This is a genomic window from Endozoicomonas sp. ALD068, from assembly GCF_049310145.1.
Lineage (GTDB): Bacteria > Pseudomonadota > Gammaproteobacteria > Pseudomonadales > Endozoicomonadaceae > Endozoicomonas_A.
On record NZ_JBLYNU010000004.1, the window covers coordinates 214279 to 239339 of the forward strand.

A 25061-nucleotide genomic window follows, 5' to 3' on the forward strand; every position below is an offset into this window, starting at 1 on the left:
TCAATAAAGATTTTTAACTGAAACAGTTCGCCTTATTTATAGACTTCCAGCGAGTCAACAGTTATGGAGTAAAGGGTTTCAGTGTACTCTGAGTGAGTGGTCTCAACGTGCAGGGTTCCAACCAGCCAATACGGGATTAAGCCCGCTTCCTCAACTTTGATGCCTTTTTCTTTATTCTTGAATTTTACATAAATGGTCTGGTTAGGCGGTGGTGCTGGTACGTGGATGCAGGCACCCCTGGTTGGTACCAGCAACAGCTCCGTCGCTCTCTGGTTTTTGTCGAGGTTAAGTGGCACGAGGTATCCGGGTATTTTTACCGTGCGTTTGTCCAGTCTTGCAACGGGCGTCTTGCCCAGATTATCCAGATAGGCGATGACATCATCTTTGCTCATCTCTCCGGCCTGATAACTGTCAACGACTTTTTGATCCGGTGCAGGCATCAGCTCGTCCCAGGTGATCTCTATGACTTCTGCTTGGGTTGCAGGCTTTTCCACCGGCTTGGCCTGAGCGGCGACTACTGGCAGCAGAGTCAGTAGCGTCGTCAGTATCAGGGATTTTCCTGTTTTCATGATGATATCCAATTTAGACTCTTATGGTCAGGCCATCGGCAAGAGAGTTTTTGTAGGCGCGCCAGGCCGGGATTATGCCCAAAACAATGGCGCAGACAATGATCATTCCGGCCAATGACCATTCAAAGGTGCCCGGAGCACTGATGGCCAGGTGCAGCCCCAGTATCTGTTGCACAACGGGCTGAATAGCGAAAAGCAGTCCATAGAGTATAAGGAAGCCCAGAAGGGTTCCTGAAACCCCATAAACGACAGATTCAGTGATCATCAGCGTGAAGATATGGATCGGCCTTGCGCCAACTGAGCGGAGAATGGCCATCTCCCGGCGCCTTTCATTAAGAGAAGTGAGAATCGAAGTCAGCATGCCCATCAGACCTGCCAGGACCACTATGATGGAAACCGCCAGCAGTGCCTTTTCTGCGGTGCCAACCAGTTGCCAGAGCTCCTGAAGAGCAACACCGGGCAGAATGGCGGTCATGGCTTCCTGCCGGTATTCATTGACTTTCCTCTGGTATCGGAAAGCGGCAATACGGGATTTCAGGCCAACGAAATAGGCGGTAACACTGGCGGGCTGCAGATTCATGGCCTGTGCCTCTGCAGCGGACACCGAGAATGCGGCAATGGGTGGAGCACCACTTACCCAGTCGATATGCAGGGCTTCGATCCCCTCAAGAGAGATTAGAATTACTCTGTCCGTGGGCGTGCCCGTTGGCTTGAGAATGCCGGAAACCTTAAAAGGCTTATCATCGTGAGGCAGCAGACTCTTACTTTCTATGCCATGGCTCAGAACAATGCTGTCACCGACTTCATAGCCAAGGCTGGCAGCGACTTCAGATCCAAGTACAGCGTCGTATAAGGCATTGAAAGGTTGGCCCTCGGACAGTTGCAGTGATTCATCATCGCCGTATCGAAAATGACTGAACATGTCGTGGGAGGTGCCCACGACCCGATAGCCATGGTGGGAGTCACCCAGGGAAATGGGAACAGACCAGGCAACATCCGGGGCAGACGTCAGATCCTGATAAGTCTCCCAGGAGATATTGTTGGTGGCATTGCCAATGTGGAAAACAGAATACAACAGAAGATTGATAGAGCTGCTTCTGGCTCCCACAATCAAATCCGTACCTGATACGGTGTTGGTAAAGCTGTTTTTGGCTTCGACCCTGATACGTTCAACCCCCAATAGCAGGGCTACGCTGACAGCAATAGAAAATATAGTCAGCAAGGCGGTTGTTTTTCGGTTTTTAAGGCTCTTTAAAGCCAGGCTTAAAATCGACATCAGTCCACCTCTTTGACTTTGCTGGCCCGGTTAATTTCATTGAGCACAATGCTGCGATCAAATAACGATTCAAGGCTACGGTCGTGGCTGACGAATAGCAGGGTGTTGCCTACTGTTTCACATTCTGCGAACAGCAGATTGATGAAGGCTTCCCGGGTATCTGTGTCAAGTGCTGAAGTAGGCTCGTCGGCGATGATCAGATCAGGCTTGCCAATCAAAGCTCTGGCGGCGGCAACTCGCTGTTGCTGTCCGATACTCAGTTCTGTAGCGGGACGATGCAGTATGGATTCGTCCAGTTCCAGATGTTTAAGAAGACGTCTTGCTTCGTCCTGCTCATTGCCAGCAATACTGTCGAGATTGCTTTTGCGCTTTTTGGCAAAGCCCAGAGACAGAGTGACGTTCTCTATTACAGAGAGATAGGGAATCAGATTGAACATCTGGAAGATAAAGCCAATATGATCAGCACGGAAGCGATCGCGCTGCACCGGGGAAAAACGACTAATGTCGTTCCCCAGCACGTTGACCTGTCCCCGCTCCGGTGTAATGACGCCGCCGAGCAGTCCCAGTAGTGTGGTTTTGCCGGAACCCGATGGGCCGCGGACAAAGACCTTTTCGCCTCTGGATACAGTCAGTTCAGGAATATCCAGAACAGGTATTCCTGCTTTCCAGCTGAACTCAACAGCTGTGAGTTCAATAACTTGAGAGCGGGAGTCAGTCATCTTAGAAGCGAACCTCTGGCTTGCTCTTGGTCATTTCGGCAGCCATCTGACCTTTTTGGGTGAAGCCCTGAACACTTAAGGATTCGCTGCGCTCGAATGTTTCAAAGATTGAGGTGCTGATGGTGTTCAGCTGATTGGCATTGCCACATTCAAAGACGTACGTAGCTGAGATATCCATATGCCCGCTTTCGCTCTCATGCTCTTCATGGTTGTGTTCACCGTGATGGTCATCATGATGGTCATCAGAGGCATGCTCACCGTGATGATCGTGCTCATCATCATGGCCATGAGATGCGTGCTCATCGTGGTGATCATGCCTGTTATGATCTTTTTCATGATGTCCGTGATCGTCGTTATGAGCTTTTTCACGACCATGATCGTGATCAACAGAGCTTGAGGTAGCTTTGGCGCTAACCAGTTTGCAGGAAGCGGCAGGGGTCATGCTCCAGAGGCTGGCGGCTTCCAGCTTTTCCAGAGCTTCATGGAGCTGGTGGCGTTGTTTATCGGTAGTAATGGTCTCGAAGCCCAGCACATCATTGGCAGGCATTTTCAGTTCCAGGTGAATTTCAGAACCTTCGACTGCAAAGTTCAGTTCACCCTGTCCGTGAACATGGGCGTCAACGTGACGCTGCTCTCCATTTGCGGAATAAACAGTCAGGGACAGGACTCCGCAGGCAATACCGGCAGCCAGTTTAGTAAAAGTTTGCATAATGTCACTCGTAGAGGCACTTATCTGATAAATAGGTTTTCTGGTTTATTGATGACATCAGATAAAGGCCGGCGGAGCCCGGGTCAGCTTTTTGGTGGGGGTTTCCAGAGAAAAGGAGCGGGTTTTTTCTGCACTGTTGAAGGGAGCGAAGAACGAACGTTCTGCAGTAAACAGTGCGGGGGACGGAGGTGCCTGGGAAGTCAGTTGGCAGCCCGCTGAATGATGCTGATCCCCATGCCAGTGATCGGCATGATCATTCAGCGATAGTTGTTGGAGCAGATTGTGATAGCTAGAACTAAAGTCCTTAGGGGGATTATGCGTGTGACTGACGGAGTAATGGATAACCAGCAAATAAACGACAAGAATCAGACAAAATCGAAGAGGATTTGGTCTGTGTCTGTGGGCAGTGTTTATCAGGCTTATGGTTAGCATTCAGTCATGTTATCGACACATTGGTAGTAATGGTCCGAATTATTCTCTAAAGCCCTAACAAAAAGCAATACTATAAGACACAGTCATTTGCGTTTAATCGAATTGCTTGCCGTGTACTTTAAAATGAACTTTCCTGGCTAAGCTAATGTCTGTCGTCAGAGCATTGTCTTGACTAGGTTTCGACGGGTCAGCCAGGAGGTAATGAATACTGCCAGTAAATGCAGGCCGACAAAGTAGTAGAGGCCATTCACCAGCATCGAATGCCATTCATAAACATTGTGTTCAAAGCCAAAGTCGGTATCCTGCAGCCACCCGGTAAACGCAGCCAGAGCCAGGGCAATCCACATCAGCCAAACAGCAATCGCTCCCATCGGGTTGTGGCCATTTTCACCCTGCTGCCGGGTTTTCAGCTCGTGAAGGTGCAGTTTGATGCCCGAGAATGAGGGTTTGATGTCCCGAAGGCGAGCAGGTGCCGGGGCAAAAGTCACGCCGTAAAGCAGTCTGAGTCCTACCAGGGCAAGGATGACCCAGCCAGAATACGCATGGTACTCGCTGTACCCGTCAATCAGAAAATGATTACTGAAAAAGAGTAATGCAACCGTCCAGTGAATCAACTGAACGGTTCGTGGCCATTGAAACTTTTTAGACATCGAACTTTCTGTGGTATTTCTTTCTGATGTCATTGAGCTTTTTCATTCTTTGTTTGGCCAGATCCAGATCTTTATTGTCGAGAGCAGCCTGAACCCCGGCCAGTCCGGTCAGCAGTTGATCAATGCCTTTTCGGAATTCCTCAGGCGCATCAGTGTAGCCGGTCTCCCTGGCGTTTTCGGCGTGCGTACGGAATTCAGTTAGGTAGCTCTGCATGTCTTCAATGGTTTTAGCAGAGCCGGAGCGTTTGAAATTGAAGCCCATTTTTTTCATTTCAGTGTTCAGTTCATCAGAATGACCTTCGTGGCCATGGCCATGAGCTGAAGCAGGCATGGAAGCCATCAATGAAGCGGACAGTGCCAGTGGTATAAAGAGGGCTTTGGCAAGCGATTTCATATTAACTTTCCGTATAAACATTTCGCTCGGGCATCATAATGATTCTTGCAAGAAATAAGAAGGCTAGTTGTGTAAAACTTTTTGATTTAAAGGCACTGTCACTGAAGGGCATGTCATAAAATATCCGAACACTTTCAGACATTTACCGACATAAAGTTATTCTGTTTTTCTGGTTGCCAGACTACCGCCCTGATCTTTCCAGTCTTTCAGACCTCCTCTGAAGTGCATGATGTTGGTATAACCCCGAGCCGCAGCAAAATCTGCTCCGGCAAACCAGGATGTACATTGTGGACCACCACAATAAACAACTATGGGGTAGTTTTTCAGGATGGGTAGTTGGCTCTCCAGAGTGGCTCTGTCTGTCAGAGAATAGGCATCTGGCAGGTGGCCCATGGTATAGGTCTCCCCCCTGTTAGTATCAAGAAGAAACACTTCGCCAGCATCGACTGCCTTGCGCAAGTCAGGGTAAGAGATGGCGGGGTAGTGCCTGTTGTAGGCGGCGAGCCTGTCTTCCGTGGTTGCGTTTTCTGAAGCTGTCACACTGGTGCTCAGCAGGATCGCGGCGCAAGCCAGCATACGTGGGTCTCTTAACCATGAAGTGAACATGGGGGGTCTCCGGTTTACTGCTAAAGCTCAGAGTATAGATGGCCTGTCGCTAGTTGGCTCCGAAGTTCTTTAAAGCTTGGGCATAGGGTGCGGCATGATGGTGTGTTTCCAGTAGCGATAGAAAGGTGCCGCCCTCTGGTGTCACTGGATTGATCTCCAGACTTGTTTCCGAGTAAAAGTGCAGGAATCGTTCAAAGTCCTCTACTCGCAGTGCACGATAAGCACGGGTCAGAATGTGTAGGGCGCGATCTTCTCCGGCTGGTGCCTGAAGGGTAAGCAGTTCTTTGATTCGCTCATCATTCAGCACTTCACCAATGACTTTCTGTTTGTCTTTCTTCATCGTTATTCCTGATAGCTTTTGGCTGTTTGCCGGCATTGTACACGATGGATTTTAAACTTTCAGGAATCTTAATCTTGATACTTTCACCGGGATTGTCGGAAAAGTGGCGATTATGGCATTTATAGTTGCCCAAGCCCTATTCAAGTAATCTGAATTATTCCGAAATGGTATAGATTTTTTAAATAAGCGCCTCAACTTTAGATGATACTTAACTTTACAAAGGAATAGACTGAATGAATCAGAGGTAACAAGGATGTCAGCAGCAGCAGTAGGTTCAGTTGGGGGGCAAAGTCCGGTAAAAACTGGGCAGCAGGTTTCTCAGGGTATTGAAGGAGGAGCCAGAACGAAAGCCCAGAGTATGAATCGCAGTATCGAAGTGCGTAATCATCCCAATCTTCTCCCTTCATCTCCCCCGACACACGGTAGTTCACTTCAATCACTCCCATCTGACATTTCGCTGTACGAACGAAAGAGCGAAGTAGTAGAGGGTCGAAAGCACATTGAATCAAATCATTTAGAAAAAGAGCCATCAGGCTCTGTCAGCCCAGCTAAAGAAATCACCAAACCGACCTTAAAGCAAAAGGTGGTTCACATCTTTGGCGAGTTGAAGCGTTCCTTAAAGAATGAAAACTGGAAGCCTGTTCCTCAGGATCTGATCAATAGGGTTCGCAACAATGGTTTGAGAGAAGAGCTTTCCACCAGAAATGAAAAGATAGTGGAACTGGGCCAGCTGAAAGAAAGAGCCAATGCTCTGGAGAACAAGCTGGTAAGTTTTGATAAAAAGTACGCCAAGTCACTTGCGCTTTATGCGGCACCGGAAAATCCTCCCAAAAAAGGTAAGTTTCCGGCTCCGGATGGAAAAACCTACGACTTTTCCAAGGGGCAATTTTTTGGTGACAGAGTGAAGATGTTGAATGAGTTCAAAGCTGCCTTTGATAAAGATCCTGGTTTTCAGAGTTACAACTCTGATCTTGAAGAGTTAAGAAGTATAAAAGGCAATGGAGATGAGCCAGGCAAGAAAGCTGAGCTGAAAAAGGAGATCAGGGAGCTGAGTCAATCCCTGAAACCAAGGGTTGACGCAGAGGCTGGTCAGGAAACCGAGCTTCGCCTTGGAAATCTCGATGCTCAGGTAGAAACTATTCAAATGAAAACGAAAAAGGCAATTCAGCAAAAGTCCGAAGAGTATCGAACAAATATAAAAACACTGAAAGAAGCAGTAGATAGTAAAAGAAAAGAACTGGACTCCCACAGAATGGAGAATGAGTTAAGGAAGTTCAAAATCTCGGGAGTGACACGCAAGCTCGAGGGAATCGAAAGCTCCAGACAACGGTGGCTGAATAATGTTGAGAGTAATACTCAATTGAATCCACAGCAGAAACAGCAGAGCAAAGCACGAATAGAGGCGTCATTCAGTCAGAGGAAGGTGGAGCTTCAGGAAGAGTTAAAGAGCCTTAAAAGTAAGGTAAATTCTTATCAAAGCATAAAGCAAGTGCTTCAGGAAGAATATGATCGAGCCATTGAGGCCAGGGACCACGCCGCTGAGGGCAGAGGTTTCAGAGAAAGCATAAATGAAATTCTCAATGGGGAGAGTAAAGAAATAAGAAAAATTTATGAAATGCGCAAGGCATTTCCCGGGAAAATTGAACTTGATCGAGCTGCAATCAGAAAAGGTTTGCAGGGAAGAATAAGCTAAAAGGCGTTGAACCAGTCTACCACCGGGTAAACTGGTTCAGCTAACTCAATTTTCAGTGACCCTTCAAAGCAAAAATGCCGTTGGCATTTCGCCAGTAGCCCTGGTAATCCAGCCCATACCCAAAGATATAACGATCTTCAATTTCAAGACCTGAGAAATCTGCCTTGAGGCCGGGGCGAGCCTTGCGGTCGTGCAGCTTGTCAACCAGAACGGCGGTCAGAACCTTCTCGGCACCTTGTTCCTTGCAGAAGTCGACAATGGCGTCCAGAGTGTGGCCCTCGTCAAGAATGTCATCAACGATCAGAATTGTCCTGCCCTTCATGTCCTGTGAAGGGCGTACTTTCCAGTCCAGACGGCCACCGGTTAATTGATCACGGTAGCGTGTGGCGTGCACGTATGAGGCTTCCAGGGGGAACTGCAGGTGAGTGAGCAGCTTGCCGGTAATGACCATGCCACCATTCATTACACAGTAAACCAGTGGATTACTACCAGACAGTTGTTCAGTAATAGCGCTGCCCATATTTTTAATGGCGTCTTCTATCTGTTGTTCATTGTACAGGCAGTCAGCCTCGTTGAGGACTTGCTGGATATGGTCGAGATCAACAGACATGGGTTGGGAACCTCGTTGTAATAACTCGTCATTGGCTAACAACTGGCTTTCTCCGGAAACTGCCTGATGGGCAAGCAATGAATCGGGTTCCAGGCAGCGCAGACAAAAGTTGAACCGTGGAAAAAAGAGGGCAACGATACCTACATTAGATGTGAACAGCAAGTTATAGCTTACTTCGGTTTGCTGTGAGAAAAACTTATAGGTGGGTCATAAGGGCTGTGTAAAAATAAAAAGATTCAAGCCCGTCAAATGGGTAGAGTCAGTATTAAGTGGAAGGCATCGGGAGCTGACATGAGCGTACAAGAAATCAAGCACCCTCTGGTACAACACAAGCTGGGCATTTTACGCACCAGGGGTATCAGTACGAAAGGGTTTCGGACACTGGCTAATGAAGTGGGTTCGCTGCTAACTTACGAAGCGACCAAAGATTTTGAGCTGGAAGATCATGTTATTCATGGCTGGGCCGGAGACGTCACCGTCAAGCAGATCAAAGGTAAGAAAATTACTATTGTTCCCATTCTCAGAGCAGGTCTGGGTATGATGGATGGAGTGCTTGATCTGGTGCCGGGTGCCCGGGTCAGTGTCGTAGGTCTGTATCGGGATGAAGAAACCCTTGAGCCGGTTCCTTACTTCGAAAAGCTGGTTAAGGATATCGATGAGCGAATTGCTCTGGTATTAGACCCTATGCTGGCTACCGGTGGTTCCATGACGGCCACTATTGATATGCTCAAGAAAGCCGGCTGCAAGGAAATCCGCTGCCTTGTGCTGGTGGCGGCTCCGGAGGGTATAGAGAAAGTGCTTGAAGCTCATCCGGATGTCAAAATCTTTACTGCATCAGTAGATGATTGTTTGAATGACCACGGTTATATCATACCGGGTCTGGGCGATGCAGGAGATAAAATCTTCGGAACTAAATAGTGAAGGGAAAGGCTGATTATGACTGATATAAACCTGGCCGATGATGGAATGCCAGTATGGCGACAGATGTTGATGGGGGGGCAGATGCTGTTTGTCGCCTTCGGTGCTCTGGTACTGGTGCCCTTGTTGACCGGGTTGGATCCAAATGTTGCTTTCTTTACCGCTGGTATTGGTACGCTGATATTCCAGTTATGTACCAGACGGCAGGTGCCTATCTTTCTGGCCTCTTCTTTTGCCTTTATTGCGCCTATTACGTTTAGTGTTCAAAGTTGGGGCCTGCCTGCAACATTGGGCGGTATGATGGCAGCAGGGCTGTTTTATGTAGTGCTCAGCTTTATCATTCGCCTGCGGGGAAGCGGCATCCTTTATCGATTATTTCCTCCGGTAGTAGTGGGTCCGGTGATTATGGTCATTGGTCTCGGGCTGGCGTCTGTTGCCGTTGACATGGCCAGTGGTGATGCCAACTCATCGATTGATCCCAATACTTCCTTGTTGCTGGCGGGCGTCGCTCTGGTGACAACACTGGCCGTTTCCACCATGGCCGGCGGTATCTTCAAACTGATTCCGGTTATCTGTGGAATCGCTGTTGGTTATATTGCTGCGTTATTTATGGGGGTTGTGGATTTTCAGCCGGTTATTGATCGTCCATGGTTTGCTGTTCCTGCGTTTACGGCCCCGGAGTTTAACTGGAATGCCATTCTGTTCATGGTACCAGTCGCGATTGCGCCAGCTATTGAGCATATTGGCGATATGCTGGCGATCAGTTCGGTTACCGGTAAGAAGTACCTCGAAAAGCCCGGTCTGAAAAATACCCTGATGGGTGATGGTTTTGCCACTTCTGCTGCGGCCATGTTGGGTGGCCCTCCCAATACTACCTACTCAGAAGTCACCGGTGCGGTGATGCTGACAAAAGCTTTCAATCCCAAAATCATGACCTGGGCTGCAATCATGGCTGTTGCAGTGGCGTTTATCAGCAAAGTCGGTGGCTTTCTGGCTACGATTCCAACACCGGTGATGGGTGGAATCATGATGCTGTTATTCGGCTCTATTGCTGTTGTCGGTCTCAGTACCATGATCAAGGCTCAGGTGGATCTGAGCAAGCCACGCAATCTGGTGATTGTGTCAGTTGTTCTGGTGTTTGGTATTGGTGATCTGGCTTTGTCGATGGGTGGGTTCACTCTGAAAGGCGTTAGCCTTTGTGCCATTACTGCCGTTTTGCTGAATGCGATCTTGCCTCATGCCGACAGGGAAGATAAGTTTCAGTCTACAGATGCCTGATTGCAAGTGATCCTGTTACAAAACTAATTGAAACTGATCCTGTCCAGCTCGGTATTAGATTCTAACAGCATAGATTCAGCTTCATCCAGATCTTTGGCAATGTTGATGAATCTGGAGATGCCCGTCAGTTCCAGCAGTGAATGGATGGATCTTGAGACATTGCAAAGTGTGATGCTGTGAATCCGGGTCAATGAATTTCGCGTGTTGAGTAAGACTCTCAGGCCTTCGCTGCTGATGCTGAATAGCTGTGAACAGTCCAGAATCAGGTGGTGATTGCCCTCAAAGGTGGCGGCTTCGATGGCTCGGTCCAGCATTTGTGAGGTGGCAGCGTCCACTTTACCCCGAACTTCCAGCAGGGTGTAGTTGTAATGATCTTCCAGATTGATGGATAAGGCCATAGTCTTACTCCTTTAAAATGGCTGCTTTGTTGCGAGATATCCTAGGATCTGTTGGAAGCAATTGGTATAACAAGGTTGACAGCATTGCTGACAATTTCAGCTGAACAGCTTTTTTTCCGGCAGGTCTTTTCGTGGGTTAAGCTGTTCCGATGGAGCGGTAGGTTTGAGATTCGCTGGTGTCTCTGACTTATTTCCGAGCAATAAAAAAGGGGTGAACCATCACCCCTGTCTTAAATGTCCTGTCAGTCAGTTAGCCAGCACTGTAGAAAGTCGCTGACCCCGGTCCAACCGGCAGACCCATTACGAAGATCCAGATGAAGAACAACACACTCCAGCCAATCACAAAGAACATTGAGTAAGGCAACATCATGGAGATCAGAGTGCCAATACCGAGGTCTTTCTTATAACGTGAAGCAAAGGCAACGATCAGGCCAAAGTAGCTCATCATTGGCGTGATGATATTGGTGACTGAGTCACCGATACGGTAGGCGGCCTGAATGACTTCAGGCGCGTAGCCTACCAGCATCAGCATTGGCACAAAGATTGGTGCAGTAACGGCCCACTGCGCGGAAGCGGAGCCAATCATCAGGTTTACAAAACCACACATCAGGATGAAAACAACGAACAGTAGTGGGCCGGTCAGGCCGATGTTCTGAAGGAATTCCGCACCCAGTACCGCAAAGATGGTGCCGAGATTGGTCATGCCAAAGAAAGCAACAAACTGGGCAGCAAAGAACACCAGGACAATGTACATGCCCATGGTGCTCATGCTCTTGGACATGCAATCGATTACGTCTCTGTCATTCTTGACCGTGCCTACCGTTTTACCGTAGACAAAGCCGGGAATCGCAAAGAAGATCAGGATCATGGCAACAATGCCCTTAAGGAATGGAGAGCCCGCAACAGCACCCGTTTCAGGGTGTCTGAGAACGCCCCACTCGGGAACAATGGTGAGAGCCATAACACCCACCAAGACCAGTAATGCCATTCCAGCCCGTTTCAGGCCGCGTTTCTCAAGGTCGGTGACGTCTTCCATTTTGTCTTCAGAAAGATCAACGGAAGCTTCTGATTCGTTGTACTTGCCCAGACGAGGCTCAATGATCTTGTTGGTTACCCAGGTACCTACGAAGGTGATCAGGAATACACTGACCGACATGAAGTACCAGTTGGCTTCAGGACCCACGACATAAGCCGGGTCAATCATTCTGGCGGCCGTTTCTGTGATGCCGGAAAGCAGTGGATCAACAGTGCCCAGAAGCAGGTTAGCGCTATACCCCCCGGAAACACCGGCAAAAGCGGCAGCCAGACCGGCCAGAGGGTGTCTTCCCAGTGAGTGGAAGATCATGGCAGCCAGAGGAATAACAACCACGTAGCCCAGTTCAGCAGCGGTATTGGACAGAATACCGGCAAACACAACAATCATGGTTACGGTGTTGCGGGATGCCTTCATCACCAGGGAGCGAACCAGTGCACTTAGCAACCCGGAGTGTTCTGCAATAGCAACACCCATGAGAGCAACCAGTACGGTGCCCAGAGGAGCAAAGCCGGTGAAATTGGTAACCAGCCTGGTCACAATCATCCGCAGGCCATCACCTGTCAGCAGGTTGACAACATGGATCATGCCATCTGTTGCACGGCCTGCGGCTCCCTCCGGACGGGGGTCAACGACACTCAGTCCTGCCCATGAGGCGATACCACTGATAATAACAATACCCACAGCAAACAGGGCAAACAGGGTAATTGGATGGGGTAACAGGTTGCCAAGCCACTCTACAGTAGCGAGGAAACGATCAAAGGCGGTGCTATTATTTTTGCTATTATTTGCATCACCTGTTGGGAGAGTTTCGGACTGGTACGACATACTTCCGCTCCAAACAGTTTTAGTAGTTTTTTAGCCAGCATCTTTGCTTGTAGTTTTGATAGCCTGGCCATGAGTAACACTCATTCGTTAAATGCTTGTGATTGTGGTCGTTTAGCAAATGAATGCGACGGATGAGTCAGGCAAATGATCCTGACAAAAAGATAAGCTGGACTATATTCCCAGAAAATCTGGTCGGCATAATACTCTGAAACAGGATTTTTTTACAAATTTAGTTATAAGTATATAGTTTTTATTTGATTTGAATTTCATTTTAAAAGACGTTTGTCAATTAAGTTGAAAACCCTGAGTCCATGGTAAGCAGGTAACAGGGCTTGTTTAGGGAGGGATTTGACAATTAATTCTTCCGTGGCACGACTGATCGTGAGCTAAGGCATTTTTACGATGAATGATCAGAACCTGTTCACCTTCAATAGTACTTAGGATGTGGTTTTTGTAGATAAGGAGTCTGAGTATGGAGGCTGGATCCAGTCAATCTTTCACAGTCAGTCAACCTCTGAGGCCATCGGGCACGGGTAATGAGCTTCATTCAAGGGGGGTATCAGGTCGTTCTGCCACATTCAATACTCGCAATGTGACAAGGGCGGATAACCCTTCTTGTAAACTGACTGTTTACCTCGACAATGGCCACAGCTTTGTCAGGCTTGAAAACAAGGACAGAGGAGTAGACATTACCCGAGGTCTCTACCCAGCACGGTTTGTTGCATCGAAAGCTAATCTTCGTAATAAGCTGAGGCTGGAAGCTCTGTTCAATTCTGAGACTTTTCCCGTTAGTCCCTTGTTATTAAAACTATCCAAACCAGCTCCTGTGGAGGAAGTGCAAAAGCCTCGCGTTGCTCGTAATCAGTGTCCGGTGGTTGATAGTAATAATGATAAATTGAAATCCAAACTTTATCTGACCTATGCAGCGTCTTTGGGGGCAAAATTGGCGGGCAAAACACACGTAGGGCGAGCATTGGCGTTAATGGGTGTTCATAGAGTGCTTTTTTCGAAAATGCAGGGGCGCCTTTCAGATGAAACCTTCGGCTATGCCTATGAGGGGTTTGACAGTATCCCTAAAGTTACTTTCTTCATTTCTCAGCAAGAAGCATTGGCGGTGGAGAAGTATATCTCAGAGTATGACAATGCCTGTGATAAAGGAGAGGAAAGTTGTATCTTTCAAGGGATTGGGTTCAACTGTGTTGATTTTGCCCAGGAAGCTTTCTCAAAAACGGACTATTCCGGTCATTTTATTGAATATTTCACCCCTTCAATTTTGTCGCAGAGCGTGGGCATGGCAAGACTCTACGCAGTTGGCTGTCATCTTGTGGTCAAAAATCCCGCTTCGATAGCTGGAACACTGATGTTGGCGGTCGTGGTTGGCAAATACGCAGTTCCCAGGCTGAAGGAAGCTGTCAGGAGTGTTGGCAGTTGGATCTGTGGTTGGGTGTGGCCTGCACAGCAGGCAATCGCAGCGACACAGGTCGATGTGAGTGAGTTGAAGCGGCTTCATGGCAGCCTTCAATTAGCCAATTTATACTGCGAGGTATTCTGGGAAAATTATAGTGAAAGAGATGCTGAAGCCAGAAAGCTGATCAGCGATAGTGTTGATCTTCAGGCGCGTTTCGATGATCTGGAAGAGCTGATCAAAACAGAAGACTATAATGGAAGACATCAATCGTTTATTTATAAAGAGCTGAAAAATATTCAGGACGGCTTCACCGAATTCTTCAGGGAGGCTGCTGACATGAAGAACGCTCATAACAGCGGGGAGAGTTGGCATGGGCGCTGGGCATAGTAAACTTCAGACAGGGGCTCTGCCTCCCGGGCCGATGGATACCGGTGATCTTTCTCAATCCGGCGTCCTGTTTCGTGATTCGGCGACTTTCAATACTCGCAATGTGACAAGAGCAGATAACCCTTCCTGTAAACTGACTGTTTACCTCGACAATGGCCACAGCTTTGTCAGACTTGAAAACAAAGCCAGAGGCGTAGACATTGCTCGCGGTCTCTATCCTGTTTCGGCTACTCGGTGGGAAGTGATACCACAGAATGCAGAAGGTAGTCTTGATGATGATCATGAACTGGACTCCCTGTCTCATTCTGAGGCTCCCCCCGCTGATCATCGAGTACCGAGAGATGAGAAACCAGACCCTGTTGACGAAGTGCTCGAGCCTTTCGTTGATCATAATCAGTGTCCTGTGCGGGAAGTTGTTGGGGATCTTGGGCGGGTTCGCAGACTCTTACTGGCCTCTGTAGTGTCTGGAGGGGCCAAGTTGGCGGGCAGAAGATCTCAGGGAAAGGTGTCGTGTTCTGTTGGAGTTGACAGATATTCATATGAAATTCTTTCCAAAACACAGCAGGGGGTTGTGTTGGATGAAGCTATCGAATTTAAAACTTATTACCATAACGAAATTAATGATATCCCTAAAGTCACTTTCTTTATCTCTCAACAGGAAGCCATAAGAGTTGAGAAGTATATCTCAGAGTACGCCGATGCCTGTGATAAAGGAGAGGAAAGTTGTATCTATCAAGGGCTTGGGTTTAATTGTGTTGATTTTGCTCAGGAAGCTTTTTCAAAAACCGGCTATCCCGGGCATTTTATTCAATACTTTACGTCTTCCCTTCTGGACCAGCATCTGGGTGTAGCGGGACTCTACGCAGGCAGCTACCATCCTCTAGTCAAAACGGCCAAATCGATAGGTGGAACCTTGATGTTGGTGGCAATAGTGGGTAAATACGTCCCTAAATTGACGGAAGCGGTAAGAAGTGTTGGTAGCTGGATGTGTGGCTGGGTCTGGCCTGAGCAGCAGGCAGTTGCAGCGACAAAGGTGGATGTGAGTGAATTGAAGCAGCTCCATGGCAGGCTTCAATCAGCCAATTTATCCTGTGAGGCGTTTTGGGAAAGCTATGAAGCAATTGATGCTGAAGCTAAAAAGCTCATCAGCAACAGTGTTGATCTTCAGACACGTTTCGATGATCTGGAAAAGTTGATCAAAACTGAAGGTTATGATGGAAGACATCAATCGTTTATTTATAAAGAGCTGCAAAATATTCAGGATGGCTTCACCGAATTCTTCAGGAAGGCTAATAATATGAAGAGTGCCAAAAACAGCCATTAATCTCCTTCTTGTGGTTCCATTTTTTTACTAGTAGCTGAAGGCGTACGCCCCGGTCAGTAGCCCCTGATTTTCTTCTATGCTTTTTTTCGAGAGCTTCTATCCTGTAAATTTGATTTTCCAGTCAGTGAGCAAGCTTGATGAAAGAGTTCAGTGCCCTTCTGGCTTTACTTTTTGGGGTGAGTATCCTTGCAGTTGCAGGTTCGCCTTTGCCGGATGCTTCTGGAAAACGAAAAAGTATGGAATCCATTCCCGTCTACACCAGCCCTCCCACGACCTGTCCCTTGAGTGTCTCTGATCAGTGTTTGCCTCTTAAACTATTGACCTGGAATGTGAATCTGATGACTTCCTATGACTTTTTTGAGTTCCTGATGTGGTGGTTTGGTAGCCAGGACATGAACGATCCGGAAATGAGGGCGCAGGAAATTGCCCATTATATGAGCAAGAGGGATTATCACATTGTCTCGCTTCAGGAATTGGGTGATCAGTATCTCAGAGACGTCGTCAATGAGGGAATGAGGCAGGCAGGTTATTACATGACGCCTGTTTTGGGTGAAGGGTGGGAATGGCTGTTGTATGGCAGGCTATTCAATGGCGGGGTAGTGATTTATAGCAAGGCGCCGATTCTTGAGATGCGTGAATTTGTCTTTCCAATGCCGGCAGGCAACCAGGGGTGGTGTGCTGTCGGTGCCTGGTATATCAAGGTGCCAACCCAAAGTGGAAATTTGCATGTGTTTGGTCTCCATTTGCAAACGGTGCAAACTGATAGCGAAGATGAATACAAAGGTCTGATCAGGCACTACGATTATCTTGGGGAGATCAAGAGTAAATTGAATATACCCAGCCATGAAGCAGTCATTTACATGGGGGACTTTAATTCTGATGCGGGTAGAAAAGACGGAGAATCTGAAGGGGGTGAATATTTTCAAATCATGCTGGAAACCCTGTTCAGCCGCCAGGCAGCTGATTTTACCAATACCTCTTTGCCCTATTCCTTTGACATCCATAGCAATGGAATGGCCAAAGGAAAAGGTCCTCATCAGGGTACTCTGGATAATATTCTTTGTGACAGGAGAAATGTCTGTCCAGTGAGTGGTTACCTGAGAATTTTACAGGCCAATCAAACAAATACCCGATTAGGTGTGCTTTCGGATCATTATCCCGTTGAGGGTATCCTGTATTTCACTGAGGAATAAATCTTTAAGGTTCATATTCCTCTTCCCCGGAGGCTGTCGAAAAACTCTGGTTTCCACGCTTTCAGGTCCTGTAGGGCAAAGCGTGGGAAAGAGCTGTTGGAGTTTTGCGACTGCCTCCTTGGGGTGAGTTGGTTGATTGTCTCCGAATCGGAAAATAACTCTCAGGCGTCCAGCTTTTTCTTGAGAATCTGGTTAACCATACCTGGATTGGCTTTGCCTTTTGAGGCTTTCATGGCCTGACCCACGAAGAAGCCGATCATCTTGCCACGCTTTTCGGGAGGTGCAGCGCGATAGTTTTCGACTTGTTGGGCGTTGGCAGCAAGTACTTCATCAATCATGGATTCAATGGCGCCTGTATCGGTCACTTGCTTGAGACCTTTCTTCTCGATGATTTCATCCGCATCTTTGCCTTCGCTATTCCACAAGGCTTCAAAAACCTGTTTGGCGATCTTGCCAGAAATGGTGTTGTCCTTGATGCGGGCAATCAGGCCTGCCAGTGCTTCAGCAGAAACAGGGCTGTCTGAAATTGCAATGCTTTTGGCATTCAGGGACTTGGATACTTCACCCAGAACCCAGTTGGCAGCGAGTTTGGCGTCACCACTGATTTTCGCAGCGGTTTCAAAGAAAGTGGCCGTCGCCTGATCGCCTGACAGAATTTCAGCATCCACTTCGCTCAACCCCAGCTCTCTGACAAAGCGGGCTTTTTTGGTATCTGGCATTTCCGGCATTTCAGCACGGAGTTTTTTAAGACGACTGTCTTCTATCACAATCGGCAGCAGGTCCGGGCAGGGGAAATAACGGTAATCGTTGGCCTCTTCCTTGCTGCGCATGGAGCGGGCTTCGCCGGTGTCGCCGTTATAAAGACGGGTTTCCTGAATGACTTCGCCACCGTCTTCTATCAGATCGATCTGACGTTGCACTTCTTTCAGGATTGCTGCTTCCATGAACTTGAAGGAGTTCAGGTTCTTGGTTTCGGTGCGGGTACCAAGCTCTTTCTGACCCTTTGGGCGTACAGAGACGTTTACGTCAAAGCGCATGGAGCCTTGGGACATGTCACCATCGCAGATGCCGAGTGTGGTGACGATAGAGTGCAGTTTCCTGGCGAAGGCGACTGCTTCTTCGGCATTACGCATGTCGGGCTCTGTCACAATCTCAATCAGAGGTGTGCCAGCACGGTTGAGGTCGATACCGGTCATGCCGTGGTAATCTTCGTGCAGACTCTTGCCCGCATCTTCTTCCAGATGAGCGTGATGAATACGAACGGTTTTGGTCGAGCCGTCTTTCAGAGTAATCTCTATGTGACCTGCACCGACAATGGGCTTCTCCAGCTGAGTGGTCTGATAGCCTTTTGGCAGATCAGGATAGAAGTAGTTCTTACGTTCGAAAACGTTAACCTGGTTGATCTCGGCATCAATACCCAGACCAAACCTGATGGCCATGTTAATGGCTTCTTCGTTCACCACCGGCAGGACGCCCGGCAGGCCCAGATCGACCGCACAGGCCTGAGTGTTGGGCTCGGCGCCAAAAGCAGTAGAAGCTCCGGAGAAAATCTTGGTTTTGGTGGCCAGCTGAACGTGAATTTCCAGGCCGATAACGGTTTCCCATTGATCTGTTGACAGTGGCCAGTGATCAGTGGTCTGTTGACTCGGAGTTGTTTGAGACACTTTTCAAATCCTCGAAATGTAATCCGTTGTAAATTGTCTTTCAGGAGGTAAGTCTGAAGCACAATCTACCGCCCACTGTTAACCATTAACCGGGAACTGTTTATGAAAGTCGGTGGCCTGCTGGAAGCGGTGAGCAACGTTCAGCAGTCGGGACTCATCAAAGTGACGGCCAATCATCTGCAAACCTGCTGGTCGGCCACTGGCCATTCCGGCTGGTATCGACATGCCGGGCAGACCCGCCAGATTAACAGACAGGGTGTAAATATCGGACAGATACATGGCAACAGGGTCGTTGCTCTTCTCGCCAATGTTGAAGGCCGAGGTCGGAGCGTTAGGTCCCATGATAATGTCACACTGTTCAAAAGCATTTATAAAGTCATCACGGATCAGGCGACGAATCTTCTGGGCTTTTTTGTAGTAGGCATCATAGTATCCTGAAGACAGTGCGTATGTACCCACCAAAATACGACGTTTGACTTCTTCACCAAAACCTTCGCTACGGCTGCGCTTGTACATATCCATCAGGTCAACAGGATTATCACAGCGGTGACCAAAGCGGGCACCGTCAAAGCGTGACAGGTTGGAAGAAGCTTCAGCCGGTGCAATTACGTAATAAGAAGGAATGGACAGCTCCAGATTAGGCAGGCTGACTTCTTTGACCCTGGCCCCCAGCTTTTCGAATTCAGCAACGGCGTCTCGCACACATTGTTCAACTTCAGAGTCGAGGCCCGTTGAAAAATATTCTTTTGGTAAGCCAATTGTCAGACCGTCCAGAGACTCATTCAGATTGGCTGTATAATCGGGCACTTCACGATCCAGGCAGGTAGAGTCACGGTGATCGTAGCCAGCCATTACGTTCAGCATCAGGGCCGCATCTTCGGCGGTTTGTGTCATAGGGCCTGCCTGATCCAGACTGGATGCATAAGCAATCATACCGTAACGGGATACACGACCGTAGGTAGGTTTAAGGCCCGTGATACCGCAATGAGAAGCTGGCTGACGAATGGAGCCGCCAGTATCAGTGCCGGTGGCACCGGCTGCCAGTCGTGCTGCAACGCAGGCTGCAGAACCACCGGAGGAACCGCCGGGAATGGCCCGGGTATCCCAGGGGTTTTTCACAGCGCCGAAGTGACTGTTTTCGTTGGAGGAACCCATGGCGAACTCGTCCATGTTGGTTTTACCCAGCGTGACAGAGCCGACTTCCTTGAATTTTCGGGTAACCGTTGATTCATAAGGCGCTACAAAGTTGTCCAGGATTTTGGAGCCGCAGGTGGTTTTTACACCTTCTGTGCAAAACAGGTCCTTATGGGCCAGAGGAATACCCGTCAATGCCAAGGCATCGCCTGTTGCACGACGTTCGTCGGCAGCCCTGGCTTGTTTCAGTGCCAGTTCTTCGGTCACTGTTATGTAGCTGTTGTAATTGCCATCAAGCTGTTTGATTCGCTCAAGATAGAGCTGGGTCAGCTCAACACTGGACAGTTCACCGTCGGCCAGGGCGCGGCTTTGTTCTGAGAGTGATTTATCGTACATGATTCTGGGTAATCGCTTTAAAACAGGGTAAAGGGTTGAGGTTTCTGGTATCGAGCCAGCTCACTCAATCACCTTGGGAACCAGGAAGAGTCCGTCTTCAATGGCCGGTGCACAGCTCTGCAGCTGCTCGCGATTATTCTCTTCAGACACAACGTCTTCGCGCAGGCGCTGGATGGCATCCAATGGGTGAGCCATGGGTTCAACATGATTGGTATTAACTTTCTGCATCTGGTCAACCAGTTCGAGAATGCGGCTGATGGTATTGGCAGTGGTCTCTACCTGATTGTCGTCTATGGACAAGCGCGCCAAATGGGCAAGCTTCTGAATTTCAGAGGCATCAATGGCCATGGCTATCTCCGAATTCGGGCTTTAAAAAGCGGTCATACCCAGCTTTCACCTGCTTTTTGAGGCTAAGAGAGAGCTGGACGTGAAGAATAAAGGCTAAATGTATGGGCTATGAAGGTGAATCTCAAGATGCAGTCGAGATTAATTCTTGTAGACAGAAGTCATGGGTGTCGAGTCGGTCTGGGAAGAGGTGTTGAGAAGTCAGGACCAAATCGTCAGAAGCAGGTTTGAGTCGGAACCACAAAGACGAACGGACCTTTGTGGTCCCTTCAGGGTATTACGCCGCTTGCACATGGGCTTGGGCTTCGAGTTTTTCAACCAACTCAGGCTCGAGTTTCAGCTGTCTACCCAGTTCCTCAAGATAGTTTTTTTCCATAGCATTTTGTTCATCCACAACGAGAAGGGAGGCAAGATAGACCTCAGAGGCTTCTTCAGGACCGAACACTTCATTAGCTACTTCTGCCGGATCAAGAGGTTTCTTCAATTCCTGCTGTACAAATTGATTCAGTTCTTGACTGGTTCCCATTGACTCGAAGGCTTTATAGATTCTTTCTCTTTCGGCTTCATCCACGTGGCCGTCGGCTTTGGCGGCGGCAATCATCGCCATCAGAATCACCTGATTCTGCCTTTCTTCATTTTCCTGCTGCAATTCCAGATCGCTGGAGTCTTGTTGGTTATCTTCAGGCTGATTGGCCCAGCCCTTGTAGGTTTTCAGTGCTAATGCTCCCAGGGCTGCTGCACCACCCGCTTCGGCTGCTTTACCTGCCATCGTGCAGCCTTTTTTGGCGTCAAGTAGCAGAGACAAAGCACCGCCAGTCAGTGCACCTTTTCCGAAGCCAGAAAAAATAGAGCCGCCTTCTCTGCCTGATGAAGAGGTTTTCAGTTCTCCCTCAAGTTTGTGTTTACCTTCACTGATCAGGGAAGAACCTGAGCTAACAACTTGATTAAATAAACCTTTAAAATCCATAACGGCCTCCCGTTCAGATTGTGCTCATAACGGGGTTACTATACGTGTGTTCGTCTGCTTAGCATGAATAGGCGGGGTAAAGGTTTGTTAGCATCGGGTAAGGATTATCAAAATTTTAGTGTAAGCCATCACTAATGTCAGAAGTTCGGGCTTTTTTGTATGAAGTGCGCAAGGCATGTGATTTTTAATTGGAAACGAGTATAGCTCAAATAGTTCGAAAAAGGTGAGGAGCAGGTTCATGATTTTTTATTTTATTTCAAAATTATGAATGGCGGCCATTGAGAACGCAAGCTATCTGCATTAGGTTAATCTATGGTCTGTGTTGAATAGCTTAAGTGGCAATCCTCCATTTTGACCCTGAGTAACTCTTATTGGACCATACAGATTGCGGAATTGTTGCTTGCTCTGAGTACTGTGCATTGATAGAGTTTGCGGCATTTAAAGAAAGCCTTGAATCAAGGTAATACAGAAAATGCTGAAAAGGTTACGGGGTCTGTTTTCCAGCGATTTGTCAATCGACTTGGGAACGGCTAACACATTGGTCTATGTCCGCGAAAAGGGAATAGTCCTGAATGAGCCATCGGTTGTGGCCATTCGAAACTTGGGGCCACAGAAAAGCGTAGTCGCGGTAGGCGCTGATGCCAAGCGTATGCTGGGAAGAACACCAGGCAATATTACTGCCATCCGGCCCATGAAAGATGGTGTGATTGCAGACTTTGATGTCTGCGAGCGCATGCTTCAGCATTTTATTAACAAAGTGCATGAGAACAGTTTTATACAGCCCAGTCCTCGAGTACTTGTCTGTGTTCCCTGCAAGTCCACCAAAGTGGAACGCAGAGCCATTCGTGAATCCGTTCTGGGTGCTGGTGCTCGTGAAGTTTATCTGATTGAAGAGCCCATGGCAGCCGCTATTGGTGCTGGTTTGCCGGTAGAAGAAGCCAGTGGCTCCATGGTAGTCGATATTGGTGGTGGTACCACTGAAATTGCCATTATCTCTCTGAGCGGTGTTGTCTATTCCGAGTCTGTAAGAGTGGGTGGAGACCGTTTTGATGATGCGATCGTAACCTACGTTCGCCGCAACTATGGTAGCCTTATTGGCGACTCAACCGCTGAGCGCATCAAGCAAGAGATTGCTATTGCTTATGCCAGTGATGAGTTAATGGAAATCGACGTCCGTGGTCGTAATCTTGCTGAAGGTATTCCCCGCAGCTTTACCCTGAACAGCAGTGAAATTCTTGATGCCCTGCAGGAGTCCCTGAGTGCGATTGTTCAGGCGGTTAAAAGTGCACTGGAACAGTCTCCACCGGAACTGGCTTCCGACATTGCCGAGCGAGGTCTGGTGTTGACTGGTGGCGGTGCCTTGTTGCGTGACCTGGACAAACTGATCAGTGAAGAGACCGGCCTGCCCGTGCTGGTGGCTGAAGACCCGCTGACCTGCGTTGCCCGTGGCGGTGGTCGGGCTCTGGAAATGATGGACAAACATTGTATGGATTTACTGTCCACCGACTGAACGTCATTTGGGTTGCTTTCCAGCCAAACAACAGGCCAAGCGGTTTCCGCCTGGCCTGTTGTTATGAGTGAAGCCTGTATTTTTGTGAAATTAAAAGATTGAGTTCTCCGTGCAAATCACAGGAGCCAGCCATTAAATCGATATTTAGCCAGCAACAGTCTTTGGCGACACGTTTTGTCTTTTTGCTGAGTATTTGTATTGCCCTGCTGTTTGTTGATCACCGTTATGAGTACCTCTCTACTGCACGCTCCTGGTTAACAATGGCTGTTACCCCCCTGCAGTGGATCTCTGATTTGCCCTCCCGGGCTATTAGCACAGCTGATGAACTGGTGACTTCCCGAAGTGAGCTGCTTGAAGAAAATACCCGGCTGAAAGCCCGTAACCTGATTCTTGAACAAAAAGTTCAGAAGCTGGCATCTCTGACTGCCCAGAACCTACGCCTGAAGGAATTGCTGAATTCATCCGAACTTGTGGATGAGCAGGTTCTGGTGGCTGAAATCATTGGTATTGATCCGGACCCCTATGAACATATCGTGACGATCAATAAAGGTTCTACCGACGGGGTGTTCAGAGGTCAGGCCATTGTTGATGCCCACGGGGTTATGGGGCAGGTGATTGCCGTTAATCCGGTCAGTAGCCGGGTCATGCTGGTCACAGATACCGCCAGCAGGGTTCCTGTCCAGGTTAATCGCAGTGACTATCGTGCCATTGCCGTAGGCACCGGCAGTATGGATTCTGTCGAGCTGCTTCATATTTCCGACACAGTGGATATTAAGGAAGGTGACCTTTTGACCAGTTCGGGTCTGGGACAGATTTACCCGGTGGGCTACCCCTTGGGGAAAGTCAGGAAAATAGTGCGTACACCAGGGGAGGCGTTCGCCAGGATCGAGGTTCAGCTGATGGCTGAAGTCAACAGGACACGTTTTGTTCTGCTGGTCTTCCGTTCAAACGAAGACATGGAACCGAAATTGGCACCTGAGGCTAACCAGAAGGAGAGCCCATGAGTATGCAGAAAGCCAATGCTCACTGGATTGTCTGGTTTTCCGTGCTGGTTGCTTTCCTGTTGAGTATTTTACCTCTGCCAGCCTGGATCTCCATTGCCAGGCCATCCTGGGTGGCTATGGTGGTGCTTTATTGGGTCCTGGCTCTTCCAGAGCGTTTCGGATTATTTTTTGCTTTCTTCACCGGCTTGTTGATGGATGTTGTGCTGGGAACAACCTTTGGTCAGAATTCTATGGGATTGTTGCTGGTGGCTGTGATTGTGCTGGGTCTGCACCGCCGTTTGAGAATGTTCCCCTGGTGGCAGCAGGCCTTTATGGTGTTTGTGATTGTCGGTTTTTATCAGTTGCTGAATTTGTGGATTCGCAGTGCCCTGGGTAGAACGCCGCCGACCCTCTGGTATCTGGCGCCGGCCCTCACCAGCGCCGCATTTTGGCCATGGGTGTCTGCTATTTTAGGGGCACTGAGGCGAAACTTCAGAGTGACCTGATTATCATGATTTATCTTGCTTCCCAGTCGCCGCGCAGAAAGGAACTTCTCCAACAGATCGGTATTGCCTTTCAGCAGATTCATTGCGGGATTGATGAAACTCCGCTTTTGAGCGAGGCTCCTGAAGCCTATGTTACCCGAATGGCTGAAGAAAAAGCGCTGGCCGGATGGCAGCAGCTTACTCTTGACCATTTGCCAGCCAGACCTGTGCTGGCAGCTGATACATCAGTGATTCTGGGAATGAAAATACTCGGTAAACCCGAAAATGAGCCACAAGCCTGTGATATGCTGTTGTCATTAAGTGGGAATAGCCATGAGGTATTCACAGCAGTTGCGGTCACTGATGGTAATAATCTATCTGTGAGAGTATCCAGAACAGTGGTCAGAATGGCTGCTTTTGATCGGAAAGTGGCAGAAGCTTACGTCGCCACCGGTGAACCAATGGATAAGGCCGGTGCTTACGGTATCCAGGGAAAAGGAGCCGTTCTGGTAGACAGCATAACGGGAAGCTACACCGGCGTGGTGGGTTTGCCCGTTAAGGAAACCGCAGATCTGCTTCAGAATCTGGGCATTAGCCCATGGCACTCTCAGTCAGTAAAAAACTGATCAGAAAGAACCTCGGGAGACTGTTCAACAGCTTTCCTGCCAGACAAGGCTCCTTCGGTCTGGCAAATCGTTTTCAGGTATTTGTTTTGTTTTTTTAGTTTTTCTGGCAGGTCAGGATTGTCATTGAATTTTGAACCCTTCGGACTTACAGCCAAGATGGCCTTAAGTCCGAAGGGCTCTGGGAGG

At 48.6% G+C, this 25061-nt stretch carries 26 protein-coding genes; 10 read left to right on the forward strand and 16 right to left on the reverse strand.

Translation table 11 applies throughout. The features are described 5' to 3' along the window. Positions 1–32: 32 nt before the first annotated feature. From ACO6V5_RS00850 to ACO6V5_RS00890, 9 genes are all read right to left on the reverse strand, one after another. Complete coding sequence (locus ACO6V5_RS00850; RefSeq protein WP_422134801.1) at positions 33–569, reverse strand: DUF3299 domain-containing protein; 537 nt, start codon at positions 567–569, stop codon at positions 33–35. 13 nt (positions 570–582) lie between these two features. Continuing rightward, complete coding sequence (locus ACO6V5_RS00855) at positions 583–1845, reverse strand: ABC transporter permease (RefSeq protein ID WP_422134800.1); 1263 nt, start codon at positions 1843–1845, stop codon at positions 583–585. Continuing rightward, positions 1845–2564, reverse strand: a complete 720-nt coding sequence (locus tag ACO6V5_RS00860) for an ABC transporter ATP-binding protein (protein WP_422411366.1) — start codon at positions 2562–2564, stop codon at positions 1845–1847. The genes ACO6V5_RS00855 and ACO6V5_RS00860 overlap by 1 nt, the downstream gene beginning before the upstream one ends. Position 2565: 1 nt before the next feature. Beyond that, positions 2566–3273, reverse strand: a complete 708-nt coding sequence (locus ACO6V5_RS00865) for a ZrgA family zinc uptake protein (RefSeq protein WP_422138663.1) — start codon at positions 3271–3273, stop codon at positions 2566–2568. Positions 3274–3330: 57 nt separating this feature from the next. Continuing rightward, positions 3331–3705: a hypothetical protein gene (locus ACO6V5_RS00870; protein ID WP_422411368.1), complete on the reverse strand. Its 375-nt coding sequence runs from the start codon at positions 3703–3705 to the stop codon at positions 3331–3333. Positions 3706–3860: 155 nt separating this feature from the next. Then, the gene (locus ACO6V5_RS00875; RefSeq protein ID WP_422134797.1) at positions 3861–4355 is read right to left on the reverse strand and encodes a cytochrome b/b6 domain-containing protein; all 495 of its coding nucleotides are present in this window, start codon (positions 4353–4355) and stop codon (positions 3861–3863) included. After that, entirely contained in the window at positions 4348–4749 is a 402-nt protein-coding gene (locus tag ACO6V5_RS00880; RefSeq protein ID WP_422134796.1) for a cytochrome b562, read from the reverse strand. Before ACO6V5_RS00880 ends, ACO6V5_RS00875 begins: the two co-directional genes overlap by 8 nt. A 156-nt stretch (positions 4750–4905) precedes the next feature. Beyond that, a complete protein-coding gene (locus tag ACO6V5_RS00885; RefSeq protein WP_422134795.1) occupies positions 4906–5355 on the reverse strand; it encodes a rhodanese-like domain-containing protein in 450 nt (149 codons plus the stop codon). A gap of 49 nt (positions 5356–5404) precedes the next feature. Next, entirely contained in the window at positions 5405–5695 is a 291-nt protein-coding gene (locus tag ACO6V5_RS00890; protein WP_422134794.1) for a PA4642 family protein, read from the reverse strand. Positions 5696–5948: 253 nt separating this feature from the next. Here ACO6V5_RS00890 and ACO6V5_RS00895 point away from each other — a divergent pair, with 253 nt between their 5' ends. Further along, positions 5949–7388, forward strand: coding sequence for a hypothetical protein (locus ACO6V5_RS00895; RefSeq protein ID WP_422134793.1), 1440 nt, complete (start codon positions 5949–5951; stop codon positions 7386–7388). 52 nt (positions 7389–7440) lie between these two features. Here the strand turns inward: ACO6V5_RS00895 and ACO6V5_RS00900 are convergent, their stop codons facing one another. Then, a complete protein-coding gene (locus ACO6V5_RS00900; protein ID WP_422137133.1) occupies positions 7441–7998 on the reverse strand; it encodes a hypoxanthine-guanine phosphoribosyltransferase in 558 nt (185 codons plus the stop codon). 291 nt (positions 7999–8289) lie between these two features. Between ACO6V5_RS00900 and upp the strand changes: the two genes are divergently transcribed. Both upp and ACO6V5_RS00910 read left to right on the forward strand, forming a co-directional pair. After that, a complete protein-coding gene (upp, locus tag ACO6V5_RS00905) occupies positions 8290–8916 on the forward strand; it encodes a uracil phosphoribosyltransferase (RefSeq protein WP_422134792.1) in 627 nt (208 codons plus the stop codon). A gap of 18 nt (positions 8917–8934) precedes the next feature. After that, complete coding sequence (locus ACO6V5_RS00910; protein WP_422134791.1) at positions 8935–10194, forward strand: uracil-xanthine permease family protein; 1260 nt, start codon at positions 8935–8937, stop codon at positions 10192–10194. Between the two features lie 23 nt (positions 10195–10217). On the opposite strand, the gene ACO6V5_RS00915 is transcribed toward ACO6V5_RS00910, so the two are convergent. Together ACO6V5_RS00915 and ACO6V5_RS00920 are read right to left on the reverse strand one after the other, a co-directional pair. Beyond that, the gene (locus ACO6V5_RS00915) at positions 10218–10592 is read right to left on the reverse strand and encodes an STAS domain-containing protein (RefSeq protein WP_422134790.1); all 375 of its coding nucleotides are present in this window, start codon (positions 10590–10592) and stop codon (positions 10218–10220) included. 250 nt (positions 10593–10842) lie between these two features. Continuing rightward, positions 10843–12453 carry an AbgT family transporter gene (locus ACO6V5_RS00920; RefSeq protein WP_422134789.1) on the reverse strand — a complete coding sequence of 537 codons (1611 nt, stop codon included), beginning with the start codon at positions 12451–12453 and terminating at the stop codon, positions 10843–10845. Between the two features lie 472 nt (positions 12454–12925). Between ACO6V5_RS00920 and ACO6V5_RS00925 the strand changes: the two genes are divergently transcribed. The 3 genes from ACO6V5_RS00925 (at position 12926) to ACO6V5_RS00935 (ending at position 16765) form a co-directional block, all read left to right on the forward strand. Continuing rightward, positions 12926–14248, forward strand: coding sequence for a hypothetical protein (locus ACO6V5_RS00925; protein ID WP_422441945.1), 1323 nt, complete (start codon positions 12926–12928; stop codon positions 14246–14248). Then, entirely contained in the window at positions 14232–15572 is a 1341-nt protein-coding gene (locus tag ACO6V5_RS00930) for a hypothetical protein (protein ID WP_422411375.1), read from the forward strand. The genes ACO6V5_RS00925 and ACO6V5_RS00930 overlap by 17 nt, the downstream gene beginning before the upstream one ends. Before the next feature lie 137 nt (positions 15573–15709). Then, complete coding sequence (locus tag ACO6V5_RS00935) at positions 15710–16765, forward strand: endonuclease/exonuclease/phosphatase family protein (protein ID WP_422134786.1); 1056 nt, start codon at positions 15710–15712, stop codon at positions 16763–16765. Positions 16766–16926: 161 nt separating this feature from the next. On the opposite strand, the gene gatB is transcribed toward ACO6V5_RS00935, so the two are convergent. The 4 genes from gatB to ACO6V5_RS00955 all read right to left on the reverse strand — a co-directional run bounded on the left by gatB (position 16927) and on the right by ACO6V5_RS00955 (position 21271). Beyond that, positions 16927–18429, reverse strand: a complete 1503-nt coding sequence (gene gatB / locus ACO6V5_RS00940; protein WP_422134785.1) for an Asp-tRNA(Asn)/Glu-tRNA(Gln) amidotransferase subunit GatB — start codon at positions 18427–18429, stop codon at positions 16927–16929. 78 nt (positions 18430–18507) lie between these two features. Then, entirely contained in the window at positions 18508–19959 is a 1452-nt protein-coding gene (gatA, locus tag ACO6V5_RS00945) for an Asp-tRNA(Asn)/Glu-tRNA(Gln) amidotransferase subunit GatA (protein ID WP_422411378.1), read from the reverse strand. Between the two features lie 60 nt (positions 19960–20019). Further along, positions 20020–20307, reverse strand: a complete 288-nt coding sequence (gene gatC, locus ACO6V5_RS00950) for an Asp-tRNA(Asn)/Glu-tRNA(Gln) amidotransferase subunit GatC (protein WP_317145569.1) — start codon at positions 20305–20307, stop codon at positions 20020–20022. 274 nt (positions 20308–20581) lie between these two features. Beyond that, positions 20582–21271 carry a tellurite resistance TerB family protein gene (locus ACO6V5_RS00955; protein ID WP_422134783.1) on the reverse strand — a complete coding sequence of 230 codons (690 nt, stop codon included), beginning with the start codon at positions 21269–21271 and terminating at the stop codon, positions 20582–20584. Positions 21272–21743: 472 nt separating this feature from the next. On the opposite strand from ACO6V5_RS00955, the gene ACO6V5_RS00960 reads away from it, so the two are divergent. From ACO6V5_RS00960 to ACO6V5_RS00975, 4 genes are all read left to right on the forward strand, one after another. Beyond that, the gene (locus ACO6V5_RS00960) at positions 21744–22781 is read left to right on the forward strand and encodes a rod shape-determining protein (RefSeq protein ID WP_317145571.1); all 1038 of its coding nucleotides are present in this window, start codon (positions 21744–21746) and stop codon (positions 22779–22781) included. A gap of 98 nt (positions 22782–22879) precedes the next feature. Beyond that, positions 22880–23785 (forward strand): rod shape-determining protein MreC, encoded by a 906-nt coding sequence (gene mreC, locus ACO6V5_RS00965; RefSeq protein WP_422134782.1) that lies wholly within the window; start codon positions 22880–22882, stop codon positions 23783–23785. After that, a complete protein-coding gene (mreD, locus tag ACO6V5_RS00970; RefSeq protein WP_422134781.1) occupies positions 23782–24270 on the forward strand; it encodes a rod shape-determining protein MreD in 489 nt (162 codons plus the stop codon). The genes mreC and mreD overlap by 4 nt, the downstream gene beginning before the upstream one ends. A gap of 5 nt (positions 24271–24275) precedes the next feature. Continuing rightward, positions 24276–24875 carry a Maf family protein gene (locus ACO6V5_RS00975; protein ID WP_422134780.1) on the forward strand — a complete coding sequence of 200 codons (600 nt, stop codon included), beginning with the start codon at positions 24276–24278 and terminating at the stop codon, positions 24873–24875. The last annotated feature ends 186 nt before the right edge of the window (positions 24876–25061 follow it).

Excerpts from the sequence above, each read along its gene's own strand:
- ACO6V5_RS00850 (WP_422134801.1), bottom strand. The coding sequence starts at position 569 with ATGAAAACAGGAAAATCCCTGATACTGACGACGCTACTGACTCTGCTG.
- ACO6V5_RS00855 (WP_422134800.1), bottom strand. The coding sequence starts at position 1,845 with ATGTCGATTTTAAGCCTGGCTTTAAAGAGCCTTAAAAACCGAAAAACA.
- ACO6V5_RS00860 (WP_422411366.1), bottom strand. The coding sequence starts at position 2,564 with ATGACTGACTCCCGCTCTCAAGTTATTGAACTCACAGCTGTTGAGTTC.
- ACO6V5_RS00865 (WP_422138663.1), bottom strand. The coding sequence starts at position 3,273 with ATGCAAACTTTTACTAAACTGGCTGCCGGTATTGCCTGCGGAGTCCTG.
- ACO6V5_RS00870 (WP_422411368.1), bottom strand. The coding sequence starts at position 3,705 with ATGCTAACCATAAGCCTGATAAACACTGCCCACAGACACAGACCAAAT.
- ACO6V5_RS00875 (WP_422134797.1), bottom strand. The coding sequence starts at position 4,355 with ATGTCTAAAAAGTTTCAATGGCCACGAACCGTTCAGTTGATTCACTGG.
- ACO6V5_RS00880 (WP_422134796.1), bottom strand. The coding sequence starts at position 4,749 with ATGAAATCGCTTGCCAAAGCCCTCTTTATACCACTGGCACTGTCCGCT.
- ACO6V5_RS00885 (WP_422134795.1), bottom strand. The coding sequence starts at position 5,355 with ATGTTCACTTCATGGTTAAGAGACCCACGTATGCTGGCTTGCGCCGCG.
- ACO6V5_RS00890 (WP_422134794.1), bottom strand. The coding sequence starts at position 5,695 with ATGAAGAAAGACAAACAGAAAGTCATTGGTGAAGTGCTGAATGATGAG.
- ACO6V5_RS00895 (WP_422134793.1), top strand. The coding sequence starts at position 5,949 with ATGTCAGCAGCAGCAGTAGGTTCAGTTGGGGGGCAAAGTCCGGTAAAA.
- ACO6V5_RS00900 (WP_422137133.1), bottom strand. The coding sequence starts at position 7,998 with ATGTCTGTTGATCTCGACCATATCCAGCAAGTCCTCAACGAGGCTGAC.
- upp (WP_422134792.1), top strand. The coding sequence starts at position 8,290 with ATGAGCGTACAAGAAATCAAGCACCCTCTGGTACAACACAAGCTGGGC.
- ACO6V5_RS00910 (WP_422134791.1), top strand. The coding sequence starts at position 8,935 with ATGACTGATATAAACCTGGCCGATGATGGAATGCCAGTATGGCGACAG.
- ACO6V5_RS00915 (WP_422134790.1), bottom strand. The coding sequence starts at position 10,592 with ATGGCCTTATCCATCAATCTGGAAGATCATTACAACTACACCCTGCTG.
- ACO6V5_RS00920 (WP_422134789.1), bottom strand. The coding sequence starts at position 12,453 with ATGTCGTACCAGTCCGAAACTCTCCCAACAGGTGATGCAAATAATAGC.
- ACO6V5_RS00925 (WP_422441945.1), top strand. The coding sequence starts at position 12,926 with ATGGAGGCTGGATCCAGTCAATCTTTCACAGTCAGTCAACCTCTGAGG.
- ACO6V5_RS00930 (WP_422411375.1), top strand. The coding sequence starts at position 14,232 with ATGGGCGCTGGGCATAGTAAACTTCAGACAGGGGCTCTGCCTCCCGGG.
- ACO6V5_RS00935 (WP_422134786.1), top strand. The coding sequence starts at position 15,710 with ATGAAAGAGTTCAGTGCCCTTCTGGCTTTACTTTTTGGGGTGAGTATC.
- gatA (WP_422411378.1), bottom strand. The coding sequence starts at position 19,959 with ATGTACGATAAATCACTCTCAGAACAAAGCCGCGCCCTGGCCGACGGT.
- gatC (WP_317145569.1), bottom strand. The coding sequence starts at position 20,307 with ATGGCCATTGATGCCTCTGAAATTCAGAAGCTTGCCCATTTGGCGCGC.
- ACO6V5_RS00955 (WP_422134783.1), bottom strand. The coding sequence starts at position 21,271 with ATGGATTTTAAAGGTTTATTTAATCAAGTTGTTAGCTCAGGTTCTTCC.
- ACO6V5_RS00960 (WP_317145571.1), top strand. The coding sequence starts at position 21,744 with ATGCTGAAAAGGTTACGGGGTCTGTTTTCCAGCGATTTGTCAATCGAC.
- mreD (WP_422134781.1), top strand. The coding sequence starts at position 23,782 with ATGAGTATGCAGAAAGCCAATGCTCACTGGATTGTCTGGTTTTCCGTG.
- ACO6V5_RS00975 (WP_422134780.1), top strand. The coding sequence starts at position 24,276 with ATGATTTATCTTGCTTCCCAGTCGCCGCGCAGAAAGGAACTTCTCCAA.